At 68.4% G+C, this 26,285-nt stretch carries 23 protein-coding genes; 13 read left to right on the plus strand and 10 right to left on the minus strand.

From position 1 onward, the window contains the following. Positions 1–5 precede the first annotated feature (5 nt). Genes I8N54_RS12990 through I8N54_RS13010 form a run of 5 tightly spaced genes read left to right on the plus strand, consistent with a single transcriptional unit; the run spans position 6 to position 5,128 of the window. On the plus strand, positions 6–830 hold the full coding sequence (locus I8N54_RS12990) for a carbohydrate ABC transporter permease (protein ID WP_140197265.1): 825 nt from the start codon (positions 6–8) through the stop codon (positions 828–830). Beyond that, positions 830–1,891: an ABC transporter ATP-binding protein gene (locus I8N54_RS12995; protein ID WP_140197266.1), complete on the plus strand. Its 1,062-nt coding sequence runs from the start codon at positions 830–832 to the stop codon at positions 1,889–1,891. Before I8N54_RS12990 ends, I8N54_RS12995 begins: the two co-directional genes overlap by 1 nt. Next, complete coding sequence (locus I8N54_RS13000; protein WP_197097667.1) at positions 1,888–3,342, plus strand: glycerophosphodiester phosphodiesterase family protein; 1,455 nt, start codon at positions 1,888–1,890, stop codon at positions 3,340–3,342. Before I8N54_RS12995 ends, I8N54_RS13000 begins: the two co-directional genes overlap by 4 nt. After that, complete coding sequence (locus I8N54_RS13005) at positions 3,339–4,346, plus strand: LacI family DNA-binding transcriptional regulator (protein WP_140197268.1); 1,008 nt, start codon at positions 3,339–3,341, stop codon at positions 4,344–4,346. Before I8N54_RS13000 ends, I8N54_RS13005 begins: the two co-directional genes overlap by 4 nt. Further along, a complete protein-coding gene (locus I8N54_RS13010) occupies positions 4,343–5,128 on the plus strand; it encodes an inositol monophosphatase family protein (protein WP_140197269.1) in 786 nt (261 codons plus the stop codon). The genes I8N54_RS13005 and I8N54_RS13010 overlap by 4 nt, the downstream gene beginning before the upstream one ends. On the opposite strand, the gene I8N54_RS13015 is transcribed toward I8N54_RS13010, so the two are convergent. The 9 genes from I8N54_RS13015 to I8N54_RS13055 all read right to left on the minus strand — a co-directional run bounded on the left by I8N54_RS13015 (position 5,125) and on the right by I8N54_RS13055 (position 15,936). Then, entirely contained in the window at positions 5,125–5,868 is a 744-nt protein-coding gene (locus I8N54_RS13015; RefSeq protein ID WP_140197270.1) for a sulfite exporter TauE/SafE family protein, read from the minus strand. The genes I8N54_RS13010 and I8N54_RS13015 overlap by 4 nt on opposite strands. Before the next feature lie 52 nt (positions 5,869–5,920). Further along, complete coding sequence (locus I8N54_RS13020) at positions 5,921–6,874, minus strand: aldo/keto reductase (RefSeq protein ID WP_140197271.1); 954 nt, start codon at positions 6,872–6,874, stop codon at positions 5,921–5,923. A 196-nt stretch (positions 6,875–7,070) separates the two neighbouring features. Next, the gene (locus tag I8N54_RS13025; RefSeq protein WP_140197272.1) at positions 7,071–9,071 is read right to left on the minus strand and encodes a CocE/NonD family hydrolase; all 2,001 of its coding nucleotides are present in this window, start codon (positions 9,069–9,071) and stop codon (positions 7,071–7,073) included. Positions 9,072–9,105: 34 nt separating this feature from the next. Beyond that, positions 9,106–10,422, minus strand: coding sequence for an MFS transporter (locus I8N54_RS13030; protein WP_140197273.1), 1,317 nt, complete (start codon positions 10,420–10,422; stop codon positions 9,106–9,108). Between the two features lie 103 nt (positions 10,423–10,525). Then, on the minus strand, positions 10,526–12,091 hold the full coding sequence (locus I8N54_RS13035) for an ABC transporter substrate-binding protein (protein WP_140197274.1): 1,566 nt from the start codon (positions 12,089–12,091) through the stop codon (positions 10,526–10,528). Then, complete coding sequence (locus I8N54_RS13040; RefSeq protein ID WP_140197275.1) at positions 12,088–13,122, minus strand: oligopeptide/dipeptide ABC transporter ATP-binding protein; 1,035 nt, start codon at positions 13,120–13,122, stop codon at positions 12,088–12,090. The genes I8N54_RS13035 and I8N54_RS13040 overlap by 4 nt, the downstream gene beginning before the upstream one ends. After that, on the minus strand, positions 13,119–14,090 hold the full coding sequence (locus tag I8N54_RS13045; RefSeq protein WP_140197276.1) for an ABC transporter ATP-binding protein: 972 nt from the start codon (positions 14,088–14,090) through the stop codon (positions 13,119–13,121). The genes I8N54_RS13040 and I8N54_RS13045 overlap by 4 nt, the downstream gene beginning before the upstream one ends. Further along, a complete protein-coding gene (locus I8N54_RS13050; protein ID WP_197097668.1) occupies positions 14,087–14,986 on the minus strand; it encodes an ABC transporter permease in 900 nt (299 codons plus the stop codon). The genes I8N54_RS13045 and I8N54_RS13050 overlap by 4 nt, the downstream gene beginning before the upstream one ends. A gap of 5 nt (positions 14,987–14,991) precedes the next feature. Then, positions 14,992–15,936 carry an ABC transporter permease gene (locus I8N54_RS13055; RefSeq protein ID WP_140197277.1) on the minus strand — a complete coding sequence of 315 codons (945 nt, stop codon included), beginning with the start codon at positions 15,934–15,936 and terminating at the stop codon, positions 14,992–14,994. Positions 15,937–16,095: 159 nt separating this feature from the next. On the opposite strand from I8N54_RS13055, the gene I8N54_RS13060 reads away from it, so the two are divergent. From I8N54_RS13060 to I8N54_RS13075, 4 genes are all read left to right on the plus strand, one after another. Then, positions 16,096–16,854 carry a GntR family transcriptional regulator gene (locus I8N54_RS13060; RefSeq protein ID WP_231592756.1) on the plus strand — a complete coding sequence of 253 codons (759 nt, stop codon included), beginning with the start codon at positions 16,096–16,098 and terminating at the stop codon, positions 16,852–16,854. Positions 16,855–16,933: 79 nt separating this feature from the next. Then, complete coding sequence (locus tag I8N54_RS13065) at positions 16,934–17,827, plus strand: LysR family transcriptional regulator (protein WP_140197278.1); 894 nt, start codon at positions 16,934–16,936, stop codon at positions 17,825–17,827. 145 nt (positions 17,828–17,972) lie between these two features. Beyond that, entirely contained in the window at positions 17,973–18,908 is a 936-nt protein-coding gene (locus I8N54_RS13070; RefSeq protein ID WP_140197279.1) for a pirin family protein, read from the plus strand. A 30-nt stretch (positions 18,909–18,938) separates the two neighbouring features. Further along, positions 18,939–20,195 carry a DUF5996 family protein gene (locus tag I8N54_RS13075; protein ID WP_140197280.1) on the plus strand — a complete coding sequence of 419 codons (1,257 nt, stop codon included), beginning with the start codon at positions 18,939–18,941 and terminating at the stop codon, positions 20,193–20,195. 24 nt (positions 20,196–20,219) lie between these two features. Here I8N54_RS13075 and I8N54_RS13080 read toward each other — a convergent pair whose 3' ends face one another. Then, on the minus strand, positions 20,220–21,188 hold the full coding sequence (locus tag I8N54_RS13080; protein ID WP_140197281.1) for an aldo/keto reductase: 969 nt from the start codon (positions 21,186–21,188) through the stop codon (positions 20,220–20,222). A gap of 276 nt (positions 21,189–21,464) precedes the next feature. Here I8N54_RS13080 and I8N54_RS13085 point away from each other — a divergent pair, with 276 nt between their 5' ends. Genes I8N54_RS13085 through I8N54_RS13100 form a run of 4 tightly spaced genes read left to right on the plus strand, consistent with a single transcriptional unit; the run spans position 21,465 to position 26,285 of the window. Then, on the plus strand, positions 21,465–22,484 hold the full coding sequence (locus I8N54_RS13085) for a GntR family transcriptional regulator (protein ID WP_140197282.1): 1,020 nt from the start codon (positions 21,465–21,467) through the stop codon (positions 22,482–22,484). A gap of 27 nt (positions 22,485–22,511) precedes the next feature. Then, positions 22,512–24,041 carry an ABC transporter substrate-binding protein gene (locus I8N54_RS13090; protein ID WP_140197283.1) on the plus strand — a complete coding sequence of 510 codons (1,530 nt, stop codon included), beginning with the start codon at positions 22,512–22,514 and terminating at the stop codon, positions 24,039–24,041. A gap of 60 nt (positions 24,042–24,101) precedes the next feature. Further along, complete coding sequence (locus I8N54_RS13095; protein ID WP_231592757.1) at positions 24,102–25,295, plus strand: M24 family metallopeptidase; 1,194 nt, start codon at positions 24,102–24,104, stop codon at positions 25,293–25,295. A 9-nt stretch (positions 25,296–25,304) separates the two neighbouring features. Continuing rightward, positions 25,305–26,285, plus strand: coding sequence for an ABC transporter permease (locus I8N54_RS13100; protein WP_140197284.1), 981 nt, complete (start codon positions 25,305–25,307; stop codon positions 26,283–26,285).

Raw genomic sequence — 26,285 nt, forward strand, 5'->3', positions numbered from 1 at the left:
CCGCCATGACGCGCAACTTCTCCACCATCCCGCTGATCCTCGCCATCACGCTCGTCAGCCTGCCGCTGATGGTGATGTATGGCTTCCTGATCCTCGACACCTTCACCGACGCCCCGCCGGGAGAGCTGTGGCCCGACCGGTTCACGCTCGAGCACTGGCGGTTCCTGTTCGATACGTCGGTGGTCGGCAACGTCTGGGCGGCGACGGGCAACAGCCTCATCCTCGCCCTGTCGATGATGGTGATTGTGCTGTCGCTGTCGACCACGGCGGCCTACGCGATCTCCCGGCTGCACCTCCCCTACCGGCGGTTCTTCCTCGCCGGAATCATGGTGATGCACGCCTTTCCCGCCGTGACCCTGCTGATCGGAGTGTTCTTCGTTCTGAACTTCACCGGGCTCTACAATTCGATGATCGGGGTGATCCTCGTGAAGGGCGCACTGATGCTGCCCTTCGGCATCTGGATCATGAAAGGCTTCTACGACGCCGTCCCGTGGGAGATCGAGATGGCGGGCGTGCAGGACGGGGCGAGCCGCTTCACCGTCTGGCGCCGCCTGATCCTGCCGCAGGTCAAACCCGGCCTCGTCGCGCTCGGCGTGTTCTCCTTCCTCGATGGCTGGGGCGAGTACCTGCTGCCGCGCATCCTCGCGCCCGGCTCGGAGATGACCGTGCTGTCGGTCTTCCTCAATGAACTCATCGCTGCCGACCAGCTCGGCTACGACTTCAACCTCTTCAAGTCGGTTGGCGTCTTCTACACCCTGCCGGTGATCCTGCTCTTCGTGATCTTCCAGAACCGGCTCATGAACATCTTCGGCGGAGGCACCAAGGGCTGATGCGACTGCACCTCGACAATTTCACCAAGCGGTTCGACGGGACCGCTGTCATCGAAGACCTCGACCTCGTGGTCGAGGACGGAGAGATGATGGCCCTGCTCGGTCCCTCCGGCTGCGGCAAGTCCACGACGCTCCTGTCCATCGCCGGTATCTACCGCGCCGACGGCGGGCGCATCCTGTTCGGCGAGCGCGACGTCTCCAACCTGCCGAGCCAGCGGCGCAACGTCGGCGTCGTGTTCCAGAACTACGCGCTCTACCCGCACATGAGCGTTGAGGAGAACATCGCCTTCCCGCTCACCGTCGGCGCCAACCGCGCCGACGCGGCCGAGGTCACGCGCCGGGTGCGCGAGACGGCGGAACTGGTCCACATCGAAGAGCTGCTGGCCCGCAAACCCGCGCAGCTGTCCGGCGGCCAGCAACAGCGCGTCGCCCTCGCCCGCGCCATCGTGCGCCGGCCGGACGTGCTACTGCTGGACGAGCCGCTCGCCAACCTCGACGCCAAGCTGCGGCTCGAGATGCGCTCCGAGATCCGGCGCATCCAGCTCGAGACCGGGATCACCGCGATCCTCGTCACCCACGACCAAGTGGAAGCGATGTCCATGTGCGACCGCGTCGCGATCATGAACAAGGGCGAGATCATCCAGCTCGACCGGCCGACCGAGATGTATCGCTCGCCCGTGAACCGCTTCGTCGCCGGCTTCCTCGGCAACCCGCCGATCGTGTTCCTCGACGGGCGGACCGCCGAGGGCGGACGGTTCGAGATGGATGGCCTGTCCCTGCCCCTGCCCTCGCACCTCGGCGCGATGCCGGGCGGACGTCCGATCAGCCTCGGCCTAAGGCCCGAACATTTCGGCGCCGGCGGAAGCGCAAGCGCGACGGGCCGCGTGACCTTCGTGGAGCCGCAGGGCCGCGAGACGCTGTTCGACGTGGAGGCTGCGCCGGGCATCGTGCTGCGGTCGGTCCAGCCGGTGCGCGAGGATGTCTCGGTCGGCGACACGGTGACCTGGCCCGTCGACACCGAGAAGATGCTTGCCTTCGATGCGAACGGAGCACGACTGTGAGACCCTCTCTCACCCATCCCTGGCCCACCCGCGCCGATGGAAGACCGTTCTGCATCGCGCATCGCGGAGCCTCCGCCCACGCGCGCGAAGGCACGCCGCAGGCGTTCGACTTCGCCGCCGACCTCGGCAGCGACATGTGGGAAGCCGACATCTGGCTGACATCGGACAAGTGTCCGATGGTGAGCCACGACCCCAGCTTCACCGCCACCGATGGCAGCATGGTGGAGATCGCCGCGCTGACCGCCTGCGAGATGGCCGAACGTCACCCCGAGGTGCCGACGCTCGCGGCGACCATCGCGCAGGCGCGGCAACGCGGACAGGCGCTCTACCTCGACCTGAAGGCGCCCGGTGCGGGGCCGCTCGCGGTCGTGGAGCTCGAGAAAGCCGGCTTTGCGCCCGCCGCGCTCGGCGCATTCGACGACGCAGAGGCCCGCGCCCTGATCGAGGCGGATTGCCCCTGGCCCGTCACCGTGCTCGTCCGGCTCGGCGAGGATCCCTTCGCTCGTGCCGACGCGACCGGTGCGGACATCATCCACCTCTGCTGGGAACATGCCGGCGACCGGCCGCAGGACCTCGTCACGCCCGACCTGCTGGCCGAAGCCGACCGGCGGGGCCTCGGCGTCGCGATCTGGCACGAGGAACGGCCCGAGGTTCTGGCCGATCTCGTCGCGCTGCCGGTCCTCGGCATCTGTACCGACAATCCCGAACGGCTCGGCGGTTTCCACGCCCTGCCCCCGACGGGCATCGAGGTGGTCTGCCATCGCGGCATCAATCATATCGCGCCGGAGAACACGATGGAGTCCGCCGCGCTGACCTACGACATGGGGTGCGACTGGCTGGAGCTCGACGTGCGGCAGGCGAAGGACGGCACGATCGTCGTGATGCATGATCCCACCGTCGACCGGACGACGGACGGCACCGGACGTGTGTCCGAGATGACGGCGGAGCAGCTCGTCAGGCTCGACGCCGGTTACTGGAAAGACCCGCACTGGCGCGGCGCGACGGTGCCGACGCTCGACGCCGCGATCGACCTCTGCCGCGCGCGCGGGCGGCGCATGTATATCGAGGACAAGGATGTCCCCGCGCAGGCGCTTGTCGATTTCGTCCGCTCAAAAGGCTTCATGGCCGACTGCTTTTTCTGGTCGCCCCACTCCGAGCTCTTGCAAGAGATCCGACGGCTTGCGCCGGAGGCGAACATCAAGGCCAACATCTTCCACTTCGACGGTTTCGACGCGATGGTCGCCACGCTGGACCCGCAGATCTGCGAGATCCAGGTCAGGGACTGGGAGGTCGAGGCGCCGCTCTGCCGGGCGCACGGCATCCGTCCGATGCTCCAGTATTTCGGCTCGGAGCCGGAGGTCTTCGACCGGATCGCGGCGTGGCGGCCCGAGATGATCAACCTCGACCGGGCGGACCTGCTGCTCGCGGCGCTGCGCAAGACGATCCGATGAAGGACAGGAACGTGACTGCGCTCGACGTGGCGCGCCATGCCGGGGTGTCCCGCTCCGCCGTCAGCCGCACCTTCACCGACGGGGCGAGCGTCTCGGAAGAGACCCGCGCCAAGGTCATGTCCGCGGCAGAAGAGCTCGGCTACCGGGTGAACTTCCTCGCCCGCAGCCTGATCCGGCAGCGTTCGGAACTCGTCGCGCTCGTCGTCTCCGACATGGACCACTCGTTCCGCGCGATCCTCGTCGACCAACTGTCGCGCGGACTGGTGGCGCGCGGCTATCGCCCGGTCCTCCTGCCGTGGACCGACGGGGACGAGCCGCGACGTCTGATCGACATGATGCTGCACTACAACGTCGCCGGCGCCATCGTCACGTCGGACACACCGCCGGTGGAGATCGCCGACGAATCCGCCCGCTGGGGCGTGCCGCTGGTGCTGGTGAACAAAGCACCGGTGCACGAACGGGCCGCGCGGGTGATGCAGGATACCGACGCGGCCGGCCTGCTCGCCGCCGAAGCGCTCTACGAGGCGGGGTGCCGCCGGGTGGCTTATGCCGGACAGCGGCGGCGATCCTTCACCATCGACGCGCGGCGTTTGGCATTCGAGCGGCGGCTGGCCGAGCTCGGCATGTCGCTTGCCGGATCGGTCGCCGGAGCGGCGCAGAACCACGCCGGCGGGATGGAGGCCGGAGAGGCGTTCCTCGCCTCGGGCCTGTCCGTCGACGGCGTGCATTGCGCGAACGACTTCATCGCGCTCGGCTTCATCGACCGCTTGCGGCAGGCCGGCATCACCGCGCCGGAGGATGTGAAGCTGGTCGGTTGCGACGACATCGCGGAGGCGGCGTGGCCCGCCTACGACCTCACCACGATCCGTCAGGATGTAGACGCGCTCGCGCAGGCCGCGCTCAAGGCGCTGGCGGGGCGTATCGAAGCGCCGCAGACGCCGGCGGACCTCTCGCTGCTCGGCGTCGGCCTCGTGCGGCGCGGCTCGACGGGGGTGCCGTCATGACTGGCCTCGAAGACCGTTGCGACGCGGGGGCGCGGATCGTCGGTCATGCCGGGGACCTCGCGCTCGACTATTTCGCGCGGCGGGCGGAGCTCGACGTGTCGGCCAAGGCAAACCCACAGGACCTCGTCAGCGAGGCGGACCGCGCCGTCGAACTGCTGATCCGCGACGCGATCCACGACGCTGTCCCCTGTGACGGGATCATCGGCGAGGAACACGGATGCGCGGCCGGTGACAGCGACTGGAACTGGATCGTCGATCCGATCGACGGCACCTCCTCGTTCCTGCACGGCTTGCGCGGATGGTCCGTGTCGGTCGCGCTCCGCCACGGTACGCGGACGGTCGCGGGCTGGGTCGCGGACCCGAGCGGCGGGCGGCTCTACCGCGCGGTCGCCGGACAAGGCGCTTGGCTTGGCGACAGCCGGTTGCGCGTGTCAGAGGCGCGCCTGCTCGAAGACGGGCTGACGGCGGTCGGCTCCGGCCATCCCGACCGGATGGGGGCACTTATCGCCGCGCTCCTGTCGCGAGGCGGCGCGTTTCAGCGGAACGGATCGGCCGCGCTCAGCCTCGCGCATGTCGCCGCTGGTCACTACCTCGGCTTCTACGAACCCAGGCTGTCCCCGTGGGACTGCGCCGCCGGGCTGCTGCTGATCGAGGAAGCCGGCGGCGTCAGCGACCCCCACCCGCTCGACCGGCCTGCGCCGGTCCTTGCCGGGGCGCCGGGCGTGATCGCGGAACTGCGCAACCTCGTGGCGACGACCGAACTCGCGGAGCCGGTGGACTAGGCGCCCAACAGCTCCGCCCCGCCGCGGAACAGCAGCGCGACGGACAGGATGAACAGCATCGCCTGGATCACCTTGAGATAGCCGTCCTCCGACAGCCACGCGGTCACGGCCTTGCCGATCACCGTGCCCACGATCCCGGTCACGGCGAGCCCGGCGATCAGCGGCCAGTCCAGCCCATCGAGCTGGCCGATCGCCCAGTAGGCCGGCAGCTTCACGAGGTTGCCGATCGCGAAGGCGATGGCAACTGTGCCCGCGAACTCCAGCTTCGGCAGCTTCTGCGGCAGCAGGTAGGCCTGGCTCGGCGGCGCGCCGGAATGGGTGATGAAGCTCGCGATGCCGGTGAGCGTGCCCCAGAAGATGCCGGGCAGCACCTTGGCCTCGGTCCTTTCCACCGTGCCGCGTTTCAGCCAGCTGCGCAGGCAGTACCAGAGGCCGATGAGACCGGTGAAGATCAGCAGCAGCGACTCCGGCGTGTAGGGCGTGATGATCGTCGCGACGCCGACGCCGAACAGCAGGGAGGGCGTGAGGATCCAGAGGTTCCGGCGCGAGTAGCTCCTGCGGTAGAGCCAGACGCCGACCCAGTCGGTCACGATGTAGACCGGCAGCAACATCGCCGCCGCCGTGACCGGGTTCATGAAAAGCGCCAGCAGCGGCACGGCGATGGCGGCCGCCGAGGCGAGGCCACCCTTCGACATGCCGACGATCAGGGCGGCGGCGATCAGCAGTACGGTTTCGGTCATCTGTCGTCCGGTTGAGCGGGCCGCGACGGTCGATCCGCCGCGGCCCCGTTGGTCAGGCTCCCGCCGCCGTCAGCCGGGAGAGGTCGTCGTCCGACAGCTCCATCGCCGCCGCTTTCGCGAAGCTCTCGACCTGCGCGACGCTGGTGGCGCTGGCGATCGGCGCGGTGACGCCGTCCTGCGCCATGAGCCAGGCGAGCGCCACTTCGGCGGGCTGCGCATCATGGCCCTCGGCGACCTCGTTCAGCACGTCGATCAGCCGGGTGCCGCGCTCGGTCAGGTACTTCTCGACCATGCCCCCGCGCTTGCGCCCTTCGAGGTCGGCCTTGGTGCGGTACTTGCCCGACAGGAAGCCGGCGGCAAGCGAGAAATAGGTGACCACGCCGATGTCCTCAGCCTTGCAAAGGTCCTGCAACGGCCCCTCGAAGGAGGCGCGATCGTAAAGGTTGTACTCGGGCTGCACGACCTCGTAGCGCGGCAGCCCTTCCGCCGCCGCGGTGTCGAGCGCCGCCTTCAGCAGGTCGGCATCGTAGTTCGACGCGCCGATGGTTTTGATCTTGCCGGCCTTGATGAGCGTGTCATAGGCACCGAGCGTTTCGGCATGGCTTACGTCCGGATCGGGCCAGTGCGAGAAATAGAGGTCGATCACCTCGATCCCGAGCCGGTCGAGCGACTTGTCGACAGCCCTGGTGATCCAGTCCTTCGACAGCCCCTTCTCACCCGGACCGCCCATGTCCGAGCCGACCTTCGTGAAGATCTTCACCCGGTCGCGCATCCCGGGCCGCGCGGCGAGCCAGCGGCCGAGCACCGTCTCGGACTCGCCGCCCGAATGGCCGTCGGCCCATGCCGAGTAGACGTCGGCAGTGTCGATGGTGTCGAAGCCGTGGTCGACGAAGGCGTCGAGGACGCGGAAGCTCTCCGCCTCGTCCGCAGTCCAGCCGAGCACGTTGCCGCCGAAGACGATCGGGGCGGTCTCGAAGCCGGTGGTGCCGAGCTTTGCGGTTTTCATGGTGTCTCTCCTTCTGGGGCGGGCCGCGCTCGGGTCGCGCATCAGTCGATGCCGAACCCGACCGCAGGCCCTGAATGTCGGGGCCGGGAAACTCCGGCGGGACGAAGCCCTTGAGTTATCCCGGCTTTCCGACGCTTCAAGCGCAGAAGGGATGTGCGCAGTCCGCCGACCGGAAGGGCCGGCGGCGGCACATGTGTCAGTAATCGACCTCGTGGCGCCATTTGCGCTCGAATACCTGCTCCTCGCCCTCGAAGGCCTCGTACTTCGAGACGAGCACCATCTTGCCGCCCTCCCAGAACACGTCGGAGGAGGATTTCATCCGCACGGTCCAGTCGTCTCGCGTGAAGTGCTGCTCTCCGACGAAACGGGCGCGGGCGGACTGGCCGTCGTCGGGCAGGATGGCATAGCTGTGCCCGCCCTGCCCTCCGATGGTCAGCCCGTCGATGGTCCAGGTCGCCCGCTGGTTCTTCGAGATCACCTCGACCTGCCCGCTGGCGAGGTCGGTGACGATGTCGCGCGAGATCGAGCCGGGGGCGACCGTCTCGGTCGGAACCGGGCAGGCATGGACCGGCGGGCCGTATTCGGGCTGCGTGTGGTCCGTCTCGGGCGGCATCCCCGGCAGGGTGAAGGACAGGCTCGCCGGATCGAAGGTGACCGCGTTGTCCTTGCCCTCGGGCCATGCCATCGGCCAGTAGCTCGTCGAGACGGCGAGACGGATGCGGTTGCCGGGGCTGAACTCGTGCGTGACGCCCTTGAGCGGGATCTCGGCCTCGAACATCTCGCCAGGCGCGACGCCCTCGGGACGCGTCAGCCGACGCAGCGCGAAGGTGATGCGGCCGGAGGTGCCGTCGGGCATCACTTCGTTCAGACGCAGCACGACGAGCGCCTTCGGCCCCATGAAGGCCAGACGGGTCTTCAGTACCGGATAACCGACGAGGTACAGCGGCTCGGTCAGCGGCATCGTCTCGAAGCAGACCGACTGGCCGTCATCGGCGCGGGCATCGGCCGCGAACTCCGGCCCGTTGCCACCGCCGTCCAGCGGGCACCACTCCCCCCCGTAGGTTCCGAGGCTGAGCGGCGAGTCGACCATGATCGCCTTCTCCGTCGCCGTGCCGCCGGACAGCGACAGCCGCCGGTCGTCGAGCGTGAACACCTGGTCCTCCTGCGTCGGCGGCCAGGACGGCAGGCCGATCCAGCGGCCGCCGATCTCGGGGTTGCGGGTGTCGGGCTCGGGATCCTTGCCGAGCCACAGCTGCAACTGCGGCTCGTCCATGATCCCGGTGTCCTCGTCCATGAGCCAGTGGCGCCACCAGCGCATGCACTCCTGCAGGAAGCCGATCTTCGGCCCAGGCTGACCCCACGTCGGATACATGTGCGTCCAGGGGCCGATCAGGGCCTTCTTGGGCGCGGACAGGTTCTCCATCAGGCGCAGGATCGGGTCGGTGTAGCCGTCGACCCAGCCGCCCACGGCCCAGACGGCGCAGGTGATGTCGTCGTAATCCTCGCAGACCGAACCATGCTTCCAGAACTCGTCGTACTCCGTGTGCTGCATCCACGTGGCGAGCGGCGGCTCGTCGATGCCGTTCAGGCGGTTCAGCCAGATCTCCTTCCAGCGGTCGCCGACGTGCTTGGGGTCGGCCGGCCGGCCGAGCTGCGCGAACAGGCCGTTGCCCCACTGCATCCCGTCCGACAGCAGCGTGCCGCCCATGTAATGGACGTCGTCCGTGTAGCGATTGTCGGTCGAACAGGCCGTCACGATGGCCTTCAGCGCAGGCGGGCGGCGCGCGGCGATCTGGAGGCCCGCGAAACCGCCCCACGAGATGCCGATCAGACCGACGCTGCCGTTGCACCAGTCCTGGCTGGCGAACCACTCGATCACCTCGCAGGCGTCGTCCTGTTCCTGCTTGAGATACTCGTCATGCAGCAGCCCGTCCGAGTTGCCCGAGCCCCGGATGTCGACCCGCGCGGCGGCGATGCCGCTCTCGGCGAAGTAGCCGTGCATCATGCTGTCGGCGAGCGCGGTGCCGTCCGATTGACGGTAGGGGATCCACTCGAGCACGAGCGGCACCTTTTCGGCCAGCGGCTTTTCAGGCAGCCAGAGACGGGCGTGCAGGATGGTGCCGTCTGACAGCGGGATCTTGATCTGCTGAAATGGCGCGGGCGTGTCGCTGGTGACGCTCACCGAATAGTTCTGCATGGGAATGTCCTTCTGGTCGTTTGGCCCGGTCCGCTCACGGAGCCGGGGGAATGGAGCGCGCGGCCTGGGCCGAGATGCGTTCTGGATTGCTGGTCGGGCCGTCGTCGAGCAGCCCGTCGGGATGGCGCAGGCGGTGCCACGCGGCTCCGAGCGCGGTGGCCGTGCAGAGCAGTCCGCCGATGACGAACACCGCCGGCATCCCGATCAGGCTGGCGAGCCCCCCGGCGACGAGGGAGCCTATCGGCACGGTGCCGAGCATCATCATCGAATAGATCGCCATCACCCGCCCCCGCATCCCCGGCGGCGCGAAGTGCTGGAGCATCGTGTTGCTGGCGAGGTTCTGGGACAGGATCGCGAAGCCCATCGGCAGCGCGAAGAGGCACGTCAGCCAGACGCTGCGCGACAGGCCCATGCCGATCAGCAGAAGGCCGAGCGCGAAGGAGGACCAGACCGGCCAGAAGCGCATCGACTCCAGCCGGTCGTTGAAGGTCAGCGTCAGCCCCGCCGCGACCGCGCCGATGCCCGAAACGCTCATCAACAGTCCCGCGAGGCTGGCGTCGGCGCCCAGCATATCGCCCGCCAGCACCGGCAGGAACGAGAAGTAGGGCACCGAGGTGAAGCTGCAGATCCCGACGAGGATCAGGATCCGCGCCGCCTCCGCGTGGGAGCGCACGAAGGCGAGCCCCTTTCGCATGTCCTCGAAGAAACGCCCGCGCGAGGTCGGCTCGGGACGGGGCAGCTTCATCGTGGCGATCACGTAGATCGGCGCGATGAAGGCGACCGCCTTGAGCGCGAAGGCCCAGCCCTCGCCCGCCCATGCCGCGACCACGCCGCCGATCGCCGGCCCGACGAGACGGGCGGAGTTGAACAGCAGCGAGTTCAGCGCCAGCGCGTTGCGCAGGTCTTCCTGCGGCACCAGTTCGGCCACGAGCGTATGGCGGGCCGGGCTCTCGAACGCCTGCACGATGCCGATGGCGGGGGTGAGCAGCAGCATGACGAGGATCGTGACGCTGTCGGTGATCGACAGGATCGCCAGGAGGCTCACGAAACAGAAGTTCAGCCCGAGCAGGATCAGCAGCAGCTTCCGCCGGTCCACCCGGTCGATCACGGTCCCCGTCAGCGGCCCCAGAAGGAACGTCGGGCCGAGGTCGCAGAGCGCCAGCACACCCAGCATGAAGGGCGAGGCCGAGAGCCGCCACATCAGCCAGCCGAGCGCGATGGAGTGGATCCAGTTGCCCACCACCATCGGGATCTGGGCATAGAAATATCGCTTGTAGGCGGGTTGCCTGAGGGCACGGAAGGCGCGCTGCCAGCGATCTATCGCCGGGGTCTGCACGGACGGACTGGACAAGGGGGGTCTCCTGCCGGGCGCGACGGTCCGGTTTGCTTGGTGGTCTGGAATTGGTCCTCCGGCGGACGGGCAAGGGGATGCCGCCCGCCGGAGGCAGGGGACATCACTCGGTTCCGGTGAAGTCCCGCAGCAGGGCCCACTGGGCGTCCGCGCTGTAGGCGGGGTCGACGTCGGGCGCCGACACCCACGCGTTCACACCGTGGTAAAGGAAGACGTAGGCGCCGGTTTCCTCGAGCTGGTTCTGGAGGTCGATGTACATCTCGGCGCGGGCGGCCTCGTCCGTCTCTTCGGCGGCGGCGGCGTTCTGCGCGTCCCACTCCTCGGAACAGGTGCGCTGGAAGTTCCAGACGCCGACCTGGCTGCAGGTGAACCACTCGGTGACCCAGCTCGGGTCGGGGGCGGTGGTGAAGGTCGAGAAGAAGAGCTCGATCTCCTTGTAGGTGCCGCCCTCGTTATCCTGCTGCTGCGCGGTCAGCGTCGCCCCGTCCATCGACCGGATCTCGAGCGAGATGCCGGCGGCGGCGAGGTGCGCCTGGATCACCTGCGCGGCGATCAGCAGGTCCGGATCGCCGCCGAAGGACAGCGTGACCGACAGGCCCTCCGCCCCGGCCCCGGCCAGCAGCGCCTGCGCCGCCTCGGGATCGTAGCCGTAGATGTTGCTCTCCCGCGCGCCGAGCAGCGGCGGCGGCACGACGCCGTAGGCCGGGGTGACCGCCTCGCCGAAGGTGGCCAGCACGACTTCCGCCGGGTTGATCGCCTGCTGGATGGCGCGGCGCACGCGAACGTCCTGCAGCTTCTCGTTCTCGACGTTCATGCCCAGCCACGTGTAGGCCAGCGCCGGCTTGACGACGAGGTTGTCGGCCTCCGGGTCGCGGGTGACGATCGAGTTCACCGCGATCTGCGTCACGTCGAGGTCACCGGCGTCGAACGCGGTCTCGGCGGCGGTCAGATCGTCGATCGGCAGGATCTCGATCGTGTCGTAATAGGGCTCCGGCCCGGTCCAGCCGGGGTTGCGCACCAGCCTGATGATCTCGCGCGGGCGCCATTCGCCGATCTGGTAGGGCCCGGAACAGGCGAGCGGGTCCGTCTCGATGTTCGGGCTGCCGGACGCCTCCATCGCAGCCTTCGAGACGATCAGGCCCGAGGCGTGGGGCATGGTCGAGGTCAGGAGCGGCGCGAACGGCTGCTTGAGATGGATGATGCCGCTGTAGGTGTCGGTCACCTCGACGGAGTCGAGCGCCACCCAATCGGAGCCGTAGACCGCGTTCACTGCCGGATCGAGGAACCGCTCGTAGGAGAACTTCACGTCCTCGGCCGTCAGCTCGCCGAAGTCGTTGGTGAACATGATGCCCGGCCGCAGGGTGAAGGCGATGTTCAGCGGGTCGCTGTCGTCGATGCTCTCGGCCGCGTCGAGCTGCCAGCCCCACTCGTCGCCGGAGGTGTAGCGCACGAGGCCGGCGTAGATCGCGAACATGATGGTCTCGTCGTACCAGCCGCCGCGCGTGGCGGGATCGAGCCGGCGGATGTCTCCGTCGTTGCGGATGCGCAGCGTCCGGCCTTCCTGCGAGATCGCCGCGCCGACGGCCAGCAGGTTGCCCGCCGACATCGCGAGGCCCCCTGCCCCGAGTGTCTTCATCAGCTGGCGTCGGTTGAGTTTGAATTCGGTCACGTCGATACCTCCAGGTCAGGTCCTGTTGTTGTCGGTTTCTTGGATTGGGCGGCTGCGCCCGCCATCACCGCCTCGGCGAAATGGCAGGCCACGATGTGTTTGCCGCCGAGGCTGCGCAGCGATGGCGCCTCGGTGCGGCAGCGGTCGGCGACGAGCGGGCAGCGCGTGTGGAATTCGCACCCTTTCGGCCGGGAGGTCAGGCTCGGGACTTCTCCCTTGATGGGCGTGCTGATGCCGCCCTTGCGCCGCGCGCCGAGAAGCGCACGGGTGTAGGGATGGGCGGGCCGGGCGAAAATCTCGGTCGACGGGCCCGTCTCGACGATCCGGCCGAGGTACATGATCGCGATCCGGTCGGTGACGTGTCGCGCCACGGCGAGGTTGTGGGTGATCAGCAGGAAGCTGATCCCGAGCCGCGCCTGCAGGTCGTTCAGAAGGTTCAGAAGTTCGCCCTGCACCGACAGGTCGAGCCCCGCCGTCGGCTCGTCCGCGATCACCAGCGACGGGTCGAGCGCGAGCGCCCGCGCCACGGTCGCCCGCCGCGCCTGCCCGCCCGACACCTCGTGCGGGAAGCGGTCGGCGAATTCCTCGCCGAGGCCGACCTGCGCCAGGAGCTCCACCGCCTTCGCGCGGCGGTCGCCGTTGAGCATCCGGTGGATCACCAGCGGCTCCGTCACCGAGGTGCCGATCCGCATCCGGGGGTCGAGCGCTGCGACCGGGTCCTGGAACATCAGGCCGACGTCGCGGCGCATCCGGTCCCAGGTCGCGCCGCCCTGCATCGAGGTCGCCTCCTCCCCGATCCGGATCGTCCCGCCCGAGATCGGCGCCAGCCCGACCGCCGCGCGGCCGAGTGTCGTCTTGCCCGAGCCACTCTCGCCGATCAGCCCCAATGTCTCGCCCGGCGCGATGTGCAGGCTCGTGCCCGGCAGGATCGTCACCTCGCGCGGCCCACCGGCGAGGCGCGACAGGATCGACCCGGAGGGATAGCGCACGGCGAGGTCGTTGATCTCGAGCAGCGGAATGGCTTGGCTCATGCGGGCTCCTCCACCAGAAGGCAGGCGGCGGTGCGGCCCGGTCCGGCATTTCGCAGCGCGGGATCCTTGGTGCGGCAGGCGGCCATCGCCTCCGGACAGCGGGGCGCGAAGACGCAGCCGTCCGGCCGGTCGTCGGGCGGCGGCACCGTGCCGGGGATGGTCGGCAGGTTTCGGGTCGCCACCTCGATCTCCGCCGGATCGCAGGCGAGCAGCGCCTTGGTGTAGGGATGCTTCGGCGCGGTGAAGATCTCGGCCACCGGACCGGCCTCGACCACCTCCCCCGCATAGAGCACCGCGACCTTGTCGCAGAGCCGCCGGACCACGCCCATGTCGTGGGTGATGAAGACCACCGCGCCCTCGATCGCCTCGCGCGCCTCGCGGATCAGTTCAATGATCTGGTCCTCGGTCGTCGCATCGAGCGCGGTCGTCGGCTCGTCCGCGATCAGCAGGCGCGGCGCGACCAGAAGCGCGGCGGCGATGGCGACCCGCTGCCGGATGCCGCCCGAGAGCTGATGGGGGAACTGCTTCATCCGCATCTCCGGATCGGACAGGCCGACCTGCTTCAGCATCTCCGTCGCCCGCGCCCAGCGCGCCTTGCGGTCGAGGTCGCTGCGCCAGTGCTGGAACTCGACCAGTTGCCGGCCGATCCGCACGACGGGGTTGAGCGAGGTGAAGGGATCCTGCGCGATGGTCGCGATCGACGCGCCGAGCAGCCTGCGCCGCGCGTCGGGCGCCATCGCCGCGATGTCGGTGCCCTCGAACCGGATCGCGCCGTCGACGCGCGCCGACTTCGGCAGCAGCCCGGTCATCGCGGCGGCGAGGCTCGACTTGCCCGACCCGCTTTCGCCGACGAGGCCGAGCGTCTCGCCCTCCTCCACGGTCAGGGTCACGTTGCGCACCGCCGGGGCGACCTTCGGGTCGCGCGAGTAGCGGATCGAAACGGCGGTGAGATCGAGAACGGCGGTCATTTGCGGCCTCCCGCGGCCTTGGGATCGAGCGCGTCGCGCAGGCTCTCTCCGAAGAAGGTGAAGGCGATGGTGGCGAAGATGATCGGCAGGCCGGCCGTCATCGCGATGTGCGGCGCCTGGCGAAGGTAGGCGTAGCCTTCCGACAGCATGGTGCCCCAGCTCGCCTCGGGCGGCTGGACGCCCTGACCGAGGAACGACAGCCCGGACTCGATGCCGATGACTGCGGGGATGTCCATCGCGACCAGCACGAGGATCGGCCCGATAAGGTTGGGCAGCAGGTGCGTCACGCCCAGTCGCAGCTTCGAGGCGCCCATCGCCTGCGCCGCAATGATGTAGTCGGCGTTGCGCAGCACCAGCACCTGATTGCGCACGACCCGGAAGTAGCCCGGCGCCATCGAGATCGTGATGACGGTGATGAGCGTCACCATCGACGGCCCGTAGATCGACACGAGCGCGAGCGCGAACAGCACAAGAGGCAGCGCCTTCAGCGAGTCGTTGAGCAGCACCAGCAGGCTGTCGAGCCACTTCGGCCCGAGCCCCGAGATCATACCGAGCGCGATCCCGACCGCCAGCGCCCCGAAGGTGCCGGACAGCGCGACGCGCATCGCGGTGCGGGTGCCGTAGATGATCCGGCTCAGCACATCGCGGCCCAGCTGGTCGGTGCCCAGCCAGTGCGCGAGCGACGGCCCCTGCATCCGCTCGAGCGGCGAGATCGCGATCGGATCGTAGGGCGCAACCAGCGGCGCGAAGATCGCGGCGAGGAACATCACGACGATGAAAGAGAGTGATGTCGCGCCGACCGGGTTCTTCAGCAGCCGGCCGAGGATCGCGGCGGCGGGCCGGGCCTTGGCGCGGCGGGCTTTGGCGGGGGGCATGGTGGCGGTGATGTCGGTCATCCGTCTCACCCCTGTTCCGCCACGCGCGGGTCGAGCAGCGCGATCGCCGCGTCGGCGAGAAAGTTCGCCGCGACATAGAGCGCCGTCGTCACCACCACCGAGCCGAAGAGAACCGGGAAGTTCCGGCTGATGACCGCATCGTAGGCGAGGCTGCCGAGGCCGGGCCGTGCGAAGACCACTTCGACCAGCACCGCACCCGACAGCAGGTTGCCCATACCAACGCCGAGGACCGACAGGACCGGCACCACCGCGATCGGCAGCACGAAGCGCATCGCGATGCGGAAGTCGGAGACGCCGAAGGCGCGGTATGTCTTGACGTGGTTCTCGCCCAGCACCTCCAGCATGGAGACCCGCACCAGCCGCGCGATATAGCCGACCCACGCGATCCCGACGGCGAGCGATGGCAGCACGAGGTGGCTGATCTGGTCGCCGAGGTCGCCCGGCTCCCCTGCGCCGATGGCGGGGAACCACTTCAGAGTGACGGCGAACAGCATCAGCCCGTAGATCGCCATCAGGAACGCCGGCAACGCGACGACCGAGGTCGAGATGATACCGACGATCCGGTCGATCCAGCTGTTCGGCTTCAGCGCCGACCACACGCCGAGCGGCAGCCCCACGACGATCGCCCAGCCAAGCCCGGTGATGGCGAGCACCACGGTGCGCGGCAGCGCCGCAAAGACGAGATCGGTCACCGGCCGCTGCGACAGCAGATCGGTTCCCATGTCGCCCTGCAGCAGCGACAGTATGTAGTTGATCGCCTGTACGAAAAGCGGATCGTCGAGGCCCATCCGCTCGCGGAACGCCTCCTTCTGAAGCTCCGTCGCACGAGGGCCGAGCGCGATCGTCGCCGGGTCGCCCGGCACCGCGTAGATCAGCAGGAACAGGACCATGAGCGCGATCACCAGCACCGTCAGGGCCAGCAGGAATCGTCGTGTCAGGTAAGTCGCCATATCGTCCCTTCGCGTCGCGCCAGTGCCGCAATCTGGTAATATATTACGCAATACGTTGCGGCAGACAGTTGCCGTGTGGAAGAAGGGACCGAAGTTAATCGTGACGCGACGGACAAACGGCGGACTTTTGGGCGTAATGAGTGGAGGAATGACGTGCGATTGAGCAGTATCGAGGCGGAACGCCACTATGTCCTCGAGATCGAGGCCCCCGAGCGGAGCCCGAAACGCGTCTCGCTGACCGATCAGGCCTACGAGATCATCCGCCGCAGGATCGTTCTCTGCGAACTCGAACCGGGGCACACCTTCACCGAGGCGGAGCTCTCCGACCAGATGGCGATGAGCAAGACCCCGATCCGCGAGGCGCTCCTGCGGCTTCAGGTGGAGCGGATGGTGCAGGCGATCCCCCGGCGCGGCTACACCGTCACCCCCATCCACGTCTCCGACATCAACGACATCTTCGACTACCGCGTCATTATCGAGGGCGCCTGCGCCGAGCTCGCCGCGACGCAGGCCAGCGAAGACGACGTGGCCAAGCTCGCCGCGCTCGCCGAGCGATCCTCCGAGGAGTTCGACAGCATCGAGGGCTCCGACATCGACAGCGTCACGGAGCAGTCGCTGCTCAACAACGTCTTTCACGAATCCGTCGCCATCGCGGCCCGCAACGCGCGGCTGCACCGGGCGGCGGTCGGCGCGATCCGCGAATACGACCGGTTCTTCTTTCTCGAGTGGAGCGCGCCGTCCGTCTACCCGGAAAGCCACAGCGACCACCGCGAGATCGCCGCACGGATCGCCGCCCGCGATCCGCAGGGCGCCCGGCGCGCCATGATCTCCCACATCGAGAACGCCCGCGCCTCGCTGCTGGCCGCCGTGACGAACGCGACGGCCTCGGGCGCAGGTGAACTGCTACGTCTGCGCTGACCACGTCGGCGTTGCGGGCTTTCCCGGCGGCGCTATTCTCCCCGGTGCGGCAGGGCCGGCCGCGGAAGGACTCCCGCCGATGGATATCGAGGATTTGCAGACCTTCGTGGTCGTCGCCGACACCGGCGGCATCTCCGCCGCCGCCCGACGGCTGGGAATTGCGAAGTCCGTCGTCAGCCGCAGGCTCGCCAAGCTTGAAGCGGAACTCGGCGTGCAACTTCTGGCCCGAACGACCCGCGGCGCCGCGCTGACCGAGGCCGGCGCGATCTTCCGCGACCACGCCGCGCGGGCGGGGGCGGAGATCGACACCGCGCGCGAGACGATGCAGCCCGACGGCGCGCTTCAGGGACGGCTGCGGGTGGCGATGCCGCTGACCTTCGGGCCGACGCACTTCGCCCATGTCCTAGCCGAGATGGCGCGGCGCAATCCCATGCTGCGCATCCAGAGCGACTACAGCGACCGCTATGTCGACCTGATCGCCGAGGGGTTCGATTGTGCGATCCGTGTCGGACACCTGCCCGATTCCGACCTGCTCGCCCGGCGGGTCGGGCCGATCCGGGGCCAACTGGTTGCAAGCCCCGAATACCTCGCCGCGAACGGCGCGCCGGAGAGCCCGGCCGATCTCACCCGGCACGAGGCGCTGATGCAGGGGACGGAGGCCTGGCGGCTGACGGTCGAGGGCGAAATCGTCACGGTTCAGCCTCAGGGGCGCTACAAGGCGGACAACGGCACCGCGCTGCTCGCGGCGGCGCTGGCGGGCATCGGGATCGGCTACCTGCCCGATTGCGTGACCCATGAGCATCTCGAGTCCGGCGCCCTCGTCCCCGTTCTGACCGACTGCCCGCCGCCGCCGGCCGCAGCCTACGTCGTGCGGCCGCCGGGCCGGAACCCGGCACGCAAGATCAGGGTGCTGACCGAGATGCTGATCGAGGACTTCGAGACGAACCCCGCCCGATGGGGTCTCGCCGAATGACGTCGCGGCCCCGCCCGGCGTTCCGCAAACCGGAACAGGGCACGCCGCCTCCGACAACTAGCGTTCGACCTCTTCGGACATCTATGTCGGTCACGATAACAGAGGCCGCGGACCATGGGCCGGGCCGCAACGGAGGATCACCGAAATGAGTTGGAACCCAGCCTTCGATCCGGCATGCCCCGACGACGTCGGCCCCGACGCGATCGAGACGCTCATCATCCCGCGTTCGCGCGATCTCGGCGGGTTCGAAGTGCGCCGCGCGCTCCCCGCGCCGAAACGGCAGATGGTCGGGCCGTTCATCTTCTTCGATCAGGCCGGCCCGGCCGAATTCCTCACCGGACAGGGCGTCGACGTCCGCCCCCACCCGCACACCGGGCTCGGCACGGTGACCTACCTGTTCCAGGGCGACTTCCATCACCGCGACAGCACCGGGGCCGATCAGGTCATCCGCCCCGGAGAGCTGAACTGGATGATCGCGGGGCGTGGCGTGTCCCATTCCGAGCGGACCTCCTCGACCGCCCGCAGCGGCCCGAACAGCCTGTTCGGCATCCAGACGTGGCTCGCCCTGCCCGACGCGCACGAGGACATGGATCCGAGCTTCGAACATCACGGCAAGGGCACGCTCCCGGTGATCGAGGACGACGGCCTCTCCGTCCGGCTGATCCTCGGCACCGCCTACGGCGAGTCCGCCCCCGCGACGATGTTGTCGGAGACGTTCTATGCAGACGTCACCCTCGGCGCCGGCAAACTGCTGCCCATGCCGGACGATCACGAGGACCGGGGCATCTACATCGTCAGCGGATCGATCAGCGTCGCAGGACAGATGTTCGAAGCCGGACAGATGATGGTTTTCCGACCCGGGGACAGGATCTCGGTCGCCGGCGGGGAGCGGGGCGCACGACTGATGATCCTCGGCGGCGCGACGCTGCCCGGCCCGCGCTACATCTGGTGGAACTTCGTCGCGTCCTCGCGCGAACGGATCGAGGCCGCGAAGGCCGAGTGGCGGGCGGAGAAATGGGGCACCGGCCGCTTCGACCTGCCCGTCGACGATCGTGAAGAACATATCCCGCTGCCGACCTGATCCGACGCCCTCCGCAAGAAAGCGAGTCCCATGACGACCCACTGGCCCGAACTCGACTACCTCGGCTGGCGCGACACCTGTGCGGCGCTGCACCTCTACCTTCAGGTCGCCGGCAAGTACCGGCTGGCGCATACGCCGTGGCTGAACCACTCGTGGAACGCGACCTTCTACGTCACGCCGCGCGGGCTGACCTCGTCGCTCATCCCGGACGGTCCGGGGATCGAAATCACGTTCGACTTTCACGCCCACAAAGTGCGCGGCGCCTCCGGCGACGGGCGGGAGGCCTCATTCGCCCTCCGGCCCATGACCGTCGCGTCGTTCCACGCCGACTTCGTGACGCTGGTGCGCGACCTCGGCGGCACGCCGACCTTCAACGGCGTCCCGAACGAAGTGCCTTTCCCGCAGCCGTTTCACGAGGATCACCGCGACCGCCCCTACGACGGCGACGCCGCGCGCCGCTACCACCAGGCGCTTCTGGCCACCGACCGCGTGTTCAAGACGTTCCGGTCGTCGTTTCTCGGCAAGTCGAGCCCGTCCCACCTGTTCTGGGGGGCGCTCGACCTTGCCGTGACCCGCTTCTCCGGCGGGCGCGCACCGCTGCACCCCGGCGGCATTCCCGCCCTGCCCGACGAGGTGACGCACGAGGCCTATGACCGCGAAGTCTCCTCCGCCGGGTTCTGGCCGGGCGGCAACGGAATCGACTATCCCGCCTTCTATTCCTACGCCTACCCCACGCCGAACGGCTTCCGCGCCGCGAAGGTCGAGCCCGACGCGGCCTTCTGGAGCGAGGAGCTTGGCGAGTTCCTGTTGCCCTACGAGGCCGTTAAGGCCTCCGCCGATCCGGCCGCCACGTTGCTGGCGTTCCTCACGTCGACCTACGAGGCAGCGGCGGATCTCGCCGGCTGGGACCGGGAGCGGCTCGACTGCCTGCCGGGCCGACGCGGACAGGCGCGGCCCCACGATGCCGAGACGCCCACCGCGCCCGAGCCGCCAGCGGACGACACGCCGATCTCGCGCGAGGACACGGGCCCCAAGGGCCGCTACGTGATGGTGGTCGACGGTGTCGAGGCGGAGATGACCTTCAGCCGCGCCGGTGAAGGCATGCTCATCATCGACCATACCGAGGTGCCCGCTGCGCTGCGGGGCCGCAAGGTCGGCGAGAAGCTCGTCCGCCGGGCCATCGAGGATGCCCGGCGCGACGGCACGATCATCGTCCCGCTCTGCCCCTTCGCGAAGGCCCAGATCGACCGGCACCCGGACTGGCAGGACGTGTTGTCCCGGCGGTAGCGGCAGTCACCGCCGGGCACGTCATCAGACGTGGCCGGCGACCGGCTTGGGCGCATAGGGCGCTTCCAGCGTCGCGACTTCCTCGTCCGTCAGCGTGATGTCGAGCGAGGCCACCGCATCGGACAGCAGTTCGGGGCGCGAAATGCCGACGAGCGGCGCCGTGATCGCCGGCCGGGTCGCGACCCAGGCATAGGCGACCTGCGCCATCGGCACGCCCCTCGCCTCGGCCACGGTGCGCACCGCGTCGGCCACCGCGTCGTCCTGCGTCTTCGTCGCCTCGTAGAGCGCCTTCACCTGCCCGTCCGTCTCGGACCGGACGGAGCTGCGCTTGCCCGCCAGCACACCACGGGCGAGCGGGCTCCATGGCAGCACACCGACCCCTTCCGACAGGCAGAGCGGCAGCATCTCGCGCTCTTCCTCGCGGTAGATCAGGTTGTAGTGCGGCTGCATGGAGACGAACTCCGCCCAGCCGTTCGCGCGCTGCATCCCGATCGCCTTCATGAACTGCCACGCGAACATCGAGGACGCGCCGAGGTAGCGCACCTTGCCCGAGCGGACGACATCGTTCAGCGCGTCGAGCGTCTCTTCCAGCGGCGTCTCGTAGTCGAACCGGTGCAGCTGCCAGAGGTCGATGTAATCGGTGCCAAGCCGCTTCAGTGTGCCGTCGATCGATTCGAAGACGTGCTTGCGGGACAGCCCGCGGTCGTTCGGGTCGTCGCTCATCGGGTTGTAGAGCTTGCTCGCCAGCACGAGCTTGTTGCGCGGCAACTTCGGCAGAAGCACCTCGCCCAGCACCTCCTCGCTCGCCCCGCGCGAATACATGTCAGCCGTGTCGAACAGGTTGATTCCCGCATCGACGGCCGCTTCGATGATCGGGGTGGAGGCCTTCGCATCCAGAACCCACGGCGCCCAGTCGGGCGAGCCGAAGGTCATGCAGCCCAGCCCCAGACGGGACACCTTGAGGCCGGTCCGGCCGAGATTGACATAGTCCATTGTCACACCTTTCGCAGTCGTTTCGACGCTGAATGCGTACTGCCCTCGCCGCCGTGCGCGACCGGGTCTGATCGACCCTAGGCAGCCGAATCGTCTTGGCACAAGGGTTAATGGGCGATTTCGGGGCATGTGAGCCCCGCGACCTGCACAATAATTAGGCAAACAGAGAGCACTTAGGACCGACTTCGGCGCCGCCGGCAAAAAGTTCTTGCGTGATGGAGCGCATCACACCCAGCGTTGAAGTGTTCTGGATCAGTATAACACCCCGAGTCACGCATGGCCTTCGACATCGACCCGAGCATCATCGACAAGTCCCTGCCCGTTCCGGTGGGGCGTCAGCTCTATGGGTTGCTGAGCTACCAGCTCTCTCATGGCGACATTCCCAAGGGCACGCGCCTGCCCTCGGTGCGGCGACTGGCGAGCGATCTCGGTATCGCGCAGGTCACGGTGGCACAGGTCTACCAACAGCTCCGCGACGCCGGGCTGCTCGAGATGCGCAAGGGCAGCGGGGCCTTCACCCGGCTCGACGTGCCCGACCATCACGACACCACGGCGCTGAAGACCGACGTCGACCTGCTGCTGAGCAAGGCGGAGCGTATGGGCATCGCGCCGATGGCCCTCGTCGCGATGGTCAGCGCGCAGGCCCAGATGCGCCGCTCCCGCGCCGGGCTGACGATCATCTTCGTCGGCGTGTTCGAAGGACCGGGCAACGACTACGTCGCCGAGCTTCAGCCGCTGCTGACCTCCCGCGACCGGATCTCGCTGGTCACGCTGGAACAGCTCCGCGACGACACCGACGCCCGCGCTGCCTGCGAGGCGGCGGACCTCGTCCTGACCTTCGTGCACCGCAAGACCGAAGTCGCCGGCATGGTGCCCGGCGCGGACATCCTCGGCCTGCGCTTCATCCCCTCCGACGCGACCCGCGCGGCGCTGGCGCGGATCGACCCGCGCGCCCGCGTGGCGGCGATCACCCAGCTGCGCGACTACATCGCGATCATGCGGCCGAGCGTGCAGCGCTTCGCGCCCCACGTGTCCAACATACAGGTGAGCTGGTCCTACGCGCCCGAGCTCGACGAGATCCTCGCCGGGTCAGACGTCGTGATCTACGCCTCTGGCGCCGACCACATCGCCCGCGCCGTCCGGCCCGGCGTCACCTGCTTCGAATATCGCCACGCCCCCGACCCGGCGGCGATCGAGAACGAACTGCTGCCCTACCTCGCCGCGCTTCGCGAAACCCGTGCCCGCGGTGACCTCAAGGTCGTCTCCGGCGGCAGGGCAGTCACGGACGACCAATAAATTACTCAACAGGAGAGACTTGTAACCATGAGGAAATATGCACTCCGCGGAACCGCCGCGACGCTCCTCGCCCTGGTGGCGGCCGGTGCCGTCTCTGCCCAGGAAAGCCTTGTTATCGGGACGGATGTCGATGCCGGCACGCTGGACCCCCGGCTGTCGCGGGACACCACGGCCTACCGCACGAACAACCTGATCTACGCGGGTCTCGTGCACCTGACGCCCTCGCTCGAGCCGGTGCCCGATCTCGCCGAGAGCTGGGAAAGCCCCGACCCGCAGACCGTGGTCTTCAAGCTGCGTGAAGGTCTGACCTTCTCCGACGGCTCGCCGCTCACGGCCGAGGACGTGGTCTTCACCTTCTCGACGATCACCGATCCCGACTTCAACGCACCCCAGCGCACGCTCTACGAACCGATCGAGAGCGTCGAGGCGATCGACGAGACCACGGTGCAGTTCAACCTGTCGACCCCCTACGCCCCGCTGATGAGCTATCTCGACATGGGCATCGTTCCTTCCGACTACGAAGGCGACCTCGCGACGGAGCCGATGGGCGCGGGCCCGATGGTGCTGGACGCGTGGAACCGCGGCAGCTCGCTCGAACTGTCGGCGTCCGACAGCTACTGGGCCGGTGCGCCCGAGATCGAAGAGGTGACGATCCAGATCGTCGGCGACAACTCCGCCCGCGCGCAGGCATTCGAAGCCGGCGACCTCGACGTGATCCAGTCGCCCCTGTCGCCCAACGACATCCAGCGGCTCGAAGCGGACGACCGCTTCGGTGCGGAGATCATGGCCGGCCTCGGCGTGACCTATCTGAACTTCAACGTCGCCGATCCGATCCTGTCGGACCCGGAGATGCGTCAGGCGCTCGCGATGCTGGTCGACCAGGACACGATCGTGAACCAGATCTACCAGGGCGTGGACGAGGTCGCGACGTCGATCATCCTGCCGTCCTCCTGGGCCTACGATCCCTCGATCACGCAGCCCGGCTTCGACATCGAAGGCGCGATGACCAAGCTGGCGGAACTCGGCTGGTCCGACAGTGACGGTGACGGCATCCTCGACCAGGACGGCACGCCGCTGTCGATCACCCTGTCGACGCACTCCGAGGACCCGAACCGGATCCAGGCGACCGAATATATCCAGGCCGTGATGCAGTCCGCCGGGGTCGACGCCCAGATCCAGATCTCGGATTGGCCATCCTTCTCCACCGGGTATGTCCAGCAGGGCGAGCACCAGATCGCGCTGCTCGGCTGGCTGAACCTGACCGACCCGGACCGGCTCGGCTACGCGCAGCTGACGACCGGCGGCTCCCAGAACTGGGGCGGCTACTCCAACGAGGCGGTCGATGCCGCGCTCGAGAAGGGCCGCACGTCGACCGATCAGGAGGCCCGCGCCGCCGCCTACCAGGAGGCCGCGTCGATCATCGCCGAGGAGCTGCCCTACTACATCATCTCCTACCAAGGGTATCAGATGTTCTACGCCAGCGACCTGCCCGTCGAAGTGACCGCCAACCCGCGCGGCAACTTCCGCGGCCTGATCGGCATGCCCGAGACAGAGTAATCCGGACCGGCCGGCCGCAGTCGCGCGGCCGGCCACCCTCCCCCAGCTGGAGACGATCCCTTGCCCGACGACCAGAAACGCACTTTCCGCCAGTCGCTGCCGAAGCGCCATTACGAGGCGATCCACGCCAAGATCCGGCTTCGCATGGCGGCCGAGGGGCTCGACCTCCTGCTGCTCGATTCAAACGATGACGTGATCTACACGACCGGCTTCTCGCACTACACGACCGAACGGCCCGTGGTCTTCGCGATCACCGCCGACGACGCGTTCCTGCTGGTGCCGAAGCTGGAAGAGCGCCACGCCGCGCACCAGTCGGTCCACGCCGACCTCGTCACCTATTTCGAATTTCCGGGCGTCGAGAGCCCCTTCTCCGCCCTTGCCCGCATCCTCGGAAACCGCTCTGGCACCATGGGCGTCGGCCCCGCCATGTCGCTGGCCCGGTTCGACGCCGTGCGCGCCGCCTTTCCGAAGTTCGAGGCCCGGCCCACCGGCCTCGTCGGCACGATGCGTCTCACCAAGACCGCCGACGAAGTTGCGCTCCACCGCGAAGCCGGCCGCATCGCCGACGCGATGGTCTCCACCGGGGTGGAGATGATCGCCGACGCGATGAAGACCGGCGGCGACCTGCCCTCCGAGATCGAGATCGAAAGCGCCGTCTCCCGCCGCGCGATGCGGATCATGTACGAAGAGCACGAGGACCAGATGCTGGTGCAGGGCCTCGCCTCCGGCCTCGTCTATTCCGGCGTCCGCTCCTCCTTCCCGCACGGGATGCCCTCGGGCAACGCCGTGAAGGTGGGCGAGAGCATCATCCTGTCGCTCGGCTGCCGGGTTGGCGGGCGCGCCTCCGAGAGCGAGCGCACCTTCTTCATCGGCGAGCCGACGGAGGAACAGGCCGGTCACTACGACATCGCCTACGAGGCGCAACGCCGCGCGACCGCCGCGCTGATCGCGGGCAACACCTGCGCCTCCGCCGATGCCGCGGGGCTCGACTACATCCGCGCCAACGCGCCGGAAGACTGGCTGCTGCACCGCGTCGGCCACGGCATGGGCGTGCTGTTCCACGAACCGCCGTGGGTCGAGGCCGGCGACCAGACACTGCTCGAGCCCGGCATGATCACATCGTCCGAACCGTCGCTCTCGGTGCCCGGCTTCGCCGGCTACCGGCTGGCGGACACCGTCCTGATCGCGGAGGCCGGGCCCGACAGCCTGACCAACTACCCCCGCAAGATCGACGACATCATCATCGGCGGCTGAGGAGAGGACATGACGGCCTATCTCGTCCGGCGGCTTCTGCTGCTTATCCCGATGGCGGTGGGGATCGTCATCGTGACGTTCTGCCTGCTGCTGCTGATCCCAGGTGACCCGGCGGCGGTGCTGCTCGGCCAGGAGGCCACGCCCGAAGGCGTCGCCTCGCTCCGGGCGGCGCTTGGGCTGGACGACCCCTGGTATATCCGGCTCGGCCGCTACTTCGGCAACCTGCTGCAGGGCGACATGGGCCGCTCCATCTTCCAGAGCGCGCCGGTCTCCGAGATCATTCTCGGCCGGCTCGGCGCGACCGTCGAACTCGCCACCGTGGCGCTGCTGATGTCGGTGATCGTCGGCGTGACGCTCGGCGTGCTGGCGGCGATCCGGCAGGGCGGCATCGTCGATGCGCTGACGATGCTGATCGCGCAGCTCGGCATCTCGATGCCGGTCTACTGGCTCGCGCTGCTGCTGATGCTCTACGTCTCCGTCATGAACGGCTGGCTGCCCGCCATCGGGCGCGACGAGCCGCTGATCGACGCGCTCGGCATGGCGCTGCTCGGCAACCCGGCGCCGCTGCTCGACTCGATGGCGCATATCGCGCTGCCGGCCCTGTCGCTGGCGCTGAACTCCGCCGCGATCATTTCACGCCTCGTGCGGACCTCGATGCTGGAAGTGCTGCGCGAGGACTTCGTGCGCACCGCCCGCGCCAAGGGCGTGCGCCGTTCGGCGGTGGTCTGGAAACACGCGCTGCGCAACGCGCTGCTGCCGGTCCTTTCGGTCATCGGGCTGCGCTTCGGCGCACTGCTCGGCGGCGCGATCCTGACCGAGATGATCTTCGCCTGGCCCGGCCTCGGCCAGCTGACCATCACCGCGATCTCGCAGCGCGACCTGCCGCTGATCCAGGGGATCGTGCTGACCTTCGCCCTGGTCTACGCGACCGTCACCCTCCTCGTGGACATCGCCTACGCGGCGGTCGATCCGCGCATCCGGCTGAGCTGA

Origin of the sequence: Pelagovum pacificum, assembly GCF_016134045.1 — a bacterium.
Lineage (GTDB): Bacteria > Pseudomonadota > Alphaproteobacteria > Rhodobacterales > Rhodobacteraceae > Oceanicola > Oceanicola pacificus_A.